This window comes from Okeania sp. SIO2B9 (assembly GCF_010672505.1).
GTDB classification, from domain to species: domain Bacteria; phylum Cyanobacteriota; class Cyanobacteriia; order Cyanobacteriales; family Microcoleaceae; genus Okeania; species Okeania hirsuta.
In genome coordinates this window covers 1-4,441 of the sequence record NZ_JAAHGK010000612.1, presented here as the reverse complement: position 1 = coordinate 4,441, position 4,441 = coordinate 1, and the positions used below count along the sequence as shown (strand labels likewise).

4 protein-coding genes are annotated in these 4,441 nt (G+C 37.5%); 3 read left to right on the top strand and 1 reads right to left on the bottom strand.

Annotation, left to right across the window (positions count from 1 at the left end):
* Positions 1–351 precede the first annotated feature (351 nt).
* The 3 genes from pds (at position 352) to F6K13_RS20110 (ending at position 3,013) form a co-directional block, all read left to right on the top strand.
* Positions 352–1,809, top strand: coding sequence for a 15-cis-phytoene desaturase (gene pds, locus F6K13_RS20120; RefSeq protein WP_124143551.1), 1,458 nt, complete (start codon positions 352–354; stop codon positions 1,807–1,809).
* The gene (gene crtB, locus F6K13_RS20115; RefSeq protein ID WP_124143572.1) at positions 1,793–2,731 is read left to right on the top strand and encodes a 15-cis-phytoene synthase CrtB; all 939 of its coding nucleotides are present in this window, start codon (positions 1,793–1,795) and stop codon (positions 2,729–2,731) included. Before pds ends, crtB begins: the two co-directional genes overlap by 17 nt.
* Positions 2,732–2,890: 159 nt before the next feature.
* Complete coding sequence (locus tag F6K13_RS20110) at positions 2,891–3,013, top strand: hypothetical protein (RefSeq protein ID WP_275670291.1); 123 nt, start codon at positions 2,891–2,893, stop codon at positions 3,011–3,013.
* 157 nt (positions 3,014–3,170) lie between these two features.
* On the opposite strand, the gene F6K13_RS20105 is transcribed toward F6K13_RS20110, so the two are convergent.
* Complete coding sequence (locus F6K13_RS20105) at positions 3,171–3,644, bottom strand: RNA-binding protein (RefSeq protein WP_287288160.1); 474 nt, start codon at positions 3,642–3,644, stop codon at positions 3,171–3,173.
* Between the last annotated feature and the right edge of the window lie 797 nt (positions 3,645–4,441).

Genomic DNA, 4,441 nt, shown 5'->3' with positions numbered 1-4,441 from the left:
TTCCTTATTTGGCCTTTTTTTCTATAGCTACATACTTAACTTAGATTTATAGATTTAATTTTTTTTGTGCTCGCCTCTTACCCTTAGTCTGTTAATCTTAATCTGTTATCGATATTCAAGAGCAAATTTAAGTATGTATTTTTAAATTTTATTAAGATACTTAGATTATATTACTAATTTTGCTGTAACATTACCACACTTATCTACTTTTTGTCAAAAGTATATATAACAAAAATTGAGGCAAATGGAATTAAAAATAACAAATGAGATGTTGCTGAAATTTGTAACAACTTGTAAAGTTATAATAATAAAAAAGAAGTAAATTGAATTAAAGAGGTTTTTACCAAGTAAATGCGAGTTGCGATCGCGGGAGCGGGACTAGCCGGTCTTTCCTGTGCCAAATATCTAACAGACATGGGTCATACTCCAATAGTCCTAGAAAGAAGGGACGTTCTAGGAGGTAAGGTAGCAGCCTGGAAAGACGAGGAAGGAGACTGGTACGAGACCGGTCTACATATATTTTTTGGAGCCTATCCAAATATGTTGCAGCTATTCAAAGAACTAAATATAGAGGATAGACTGCAATGGAAACAGCACACGATGATTTTTAATCAGCCAGAAAAACCAGGAACATACTCTAGATTTGATTTTCCTGATATTCCAGCACCTTTGAATGGAGTAGTGGCTATTCTCCGCAATAATGATATGCTAACCTGGCCAGAAAAAATTAGATTTGGTATAGGTCTGATTCCAGCTATGCTTCAAGGCCAGGAATATGTGGAAAAAATGGACAGATACACCTTCTCAGAATGGTTGAAAAAACAGAATGTTCCTCCGAGAGTAGAGAAAGAAGTATTCATCGCCATGTCAAAAGCGTTGAATTTTATTGGGCCAGAGGAAATATCCTCAACTGTAATTCTCACAGCTCTAAACCGTTTTCTCCAAGAAAAAAACGGCTCTAAAATGGCCTTTTTAGATGGTTCGCCAACAGAGCGATTATGTCAACCTCTGGTAGATTATATTGCAAAGGGAGGTGGAGAAGTACAGTTGAACGTACCCGTAAAGGAATTTTTACTGAACGATGATGGTCAAGTCAGTGGATTTCTAATCAGAGGATTAAATGGAGCACAAGACCGAGTAATAACTGCTGATGCTTATGTATCAGCAATGCCAGTCGATCCCCTAAAAACAATGTTACCCAAACCGTGGCAGCAGATGGAATACTTCCAAAAGCTCAATGGTCTTGAAGGTGTACCAGTAATTAATCTACATCTATGGTTTGATCGCAAACTAACAGATATAGACCATCTACTGTTTTCACGCTCACCTCTACTAAGTGTCTATGCAGACATGAGTAACACTTGTCGTGAATATGCTAATCCCGATCGTTCCATGTTGGAATTAGTATTAGCACCCGCCAAAGACTGGATTTCTAAATCCGACCAAGAAATAGTCGCAGCCACAATGGCAGAGTTGGAAAAATTATTTCCCCATCACTTTACAGGAAATTCTCCAGCTAAGTTGTTGAAATCTCACGTTGTCAAAACGCCCCGCTCTGTATATAAAGCTACCTCCGGTCGCCAAGATTGTCGCCCTTCCCAAGTAACACCAATTGCAAATTTCTTCCTTACAGGAGACTATACTATGCAGCGCTATCTAGCCAGCATGGAAGGAGCTGTACTTTCTGGAAAGCTTACAGCGCAGGCAATTACTAAGGCAAGCTCCGCTAACGCTTCTACTCAACTTGAATCTCATGCAAACCTGCAACCAACAACTCCAAAGCCAGCAAAGAATGCTGCAACGGTCTAAATATTCTCAGCGCATGACTCGTTCATCCCTGGTATCACTAGAAGAGTCTTATGAGTTGTGTCGTCAAGTCACAGCTACCTATTCTAAAACTTTTTACATGGGTACTCAGTTAATGCCAGAAGCTAAACGTAAGGCGATATGGGCAATATATGTCTGGTGTCGTCGTACAGATGAACTGGTCGATGGACCCATGTCAAGTACTACAACTACAGAAACTCTCCAAGAGTGGGAAAAACATCTAGAATCTCTCTTTGCTGGCTATCCACTAGAAGATACAGATGTAGCTTTGGTAGATACACTATCCAAGTTTCCTTTAGACATACAACCATTTAGAGATATGATCGCGGGTCAGCAAATGGATCTGTACCGCAGTCGCTACGAAACATTTAAGGAACTGGAACTTTACTGTTATCGAGTAGCAGGTACAGTTGGTTTAATGACTATGCCAGTTATGGGAGTGGTTCAATCAAGTTTGACTGCTCCCTGGAATAAAAACCAACAGATGAAATCTCCCACATCAGAGGCGATCGCTTTGGGAATTGCCAATCAACTTACCAATATTCTACGAGATGTAGGAGAAGATGCTCGTCGGGGTCGGATTTACATTCCTCTAGAAGAATTAGCTTTGTTTGATTATACTGAAGAAGATTTATTGAATGGTGTAATTGATCGACGCTGGCGAGAATTAATGAAATTTCAGATTAACAGAGCACGCAAGTTTTTTGTTGATGCAGAGAAAGGTATTAGGCGTTTGAATCCTGATATTCGTTGGCCTGTTTGGTCAGCTTCCATGCTTTACAGTAAAATTTTAGATGCTATTGAGCACAATCAATATGATGTGTTCAACCGTCGAGCTTACGTCTCTACCCCTAGAAAGTTAGTATGTTTACCCATAGCATTACTTAGATCGAAAGTGTTATAAGTTTTTGAATTTTTTCTTATAACATATAGTTAGTTTGAATCATAGAGATAAGTGAATTGCAATATGAGGTAGAGCTAAGTTTAGCTACAAACATAGTCGTTCCAAGCTTAATTAAATATCAAAATCATGAAACCTATAACTAATTAACTGAAATCTGTCTTGTCTTACAGCGCTTTTCAGATTGATGAACCACATCATCATAACAAAAATCGTTTAAGGGGAAATGGCTATTCGCCTCTACTGTGGTCTACTGAAATGAAAATTGCTGTAGTCAAAAATTAAACTATAAAAAGAGCCTTTGATTTATCATTAAATCGAAGGCTTCAAAGTGACTTTATAAACTTATTAAGATTTTATAGATATAGCTACAGTTCCTTGTACAACTATATCTACAATCATTTTAACTTGATAGTCTAATTTACTTTACTTGTTTGTTTTCTTAAGAATTACTGGTAGCTGCTAAACGCTGCTTCAACTGTGTTAACGCATCTGCCCAACGGGGGTCTGGCTGAACTGCATCATTTCCGCTAGAATTAGGAGTACTACTGGTAGTTTTAGATGCTCCTTTATCCTTTTCACGACGAGACTTTTTCGCCTTACCAGTGCTTCTGCTGGCTGGTTTTGACTCATCCTCAGTTTTTTCTGACTCGCCCTTATTCTTAGAGCGTGGCAAAGCCTTTTCAATTTTCAAAGGACTTTCTTTAAACTGATAACCATTGTACTTTTCGATAATTTGGTCAGCTTGTTCATCATTTTTGACTGTTACAAAGCCAAAACCACGGCACTTACCAGTTTTACGATCTGTGATCAATTTAGTGCTCACACTATCACCTTCTTCGGCAAAAACTTCTTGCAGTTCTTGACGTTCCATTACTTCTTTAGGTAGATTACCTATATACAAACGAATTGACATACCAATTTCCTCCAGACTTTGACTTGCTTAATGACAATAAAACAAAAACTTTGTTGACTGAGATTGACTGAACACAAACAAAAGAAGAGGGCGCTCAAAAAAAAACTGCTCCTAACTCTGAAGTGCGAAAAACCTGAGACAAATATTACTATTTACCGTTCTACTCAACTTACCCAAACTTACCCAAAAGGGTTTTAGAGCTAGCTTCCTGCTTTGCTGACGCAATGCTGCGCGAACATTGAATACCACTGACCGCAGTCTGTAACTTATCTTCGAGAGCAGGCTTAAAATCGGCGGGAACTCCACCTACTAAAATCTATTAATCTACTATGAAAACTTTGCTACTTGATATATTCCGGACATTCACTTAAGGTTAATGGATTTCTCAATCACCTTTTTACAAGCTACCTATTCTTAAGAGTTTTGTACAGGGTTTCAAGCCTTAATCTAAATTAAATTAGCTTGATTTTTGCTTTTGTGTACGCTAGCAGACAATCAGTTTTTTGTCAAGATTTATTGAGATTTGTCCAAATTTATCCAAATTGTTTAACTTCAGTAGTTAGCCCTTAATAAAAAGTGAAATGATCTCCCATTTTTTAATTTGGTTAACTTTAGCAGATAATGTGATTTTATCAGGTTGTTTTTAAACTTTTTAGTCACCACTCAGTAAACCAGGCTATAGGTTTTGCTAAATTACTTCTTTATTAATATTGATTTGCTAAACGCTCATAACCCTAATTTATCAATATAACTTTAAAGCCTGCTAAATTCAAGCAACCCAATTACCACATTGTATA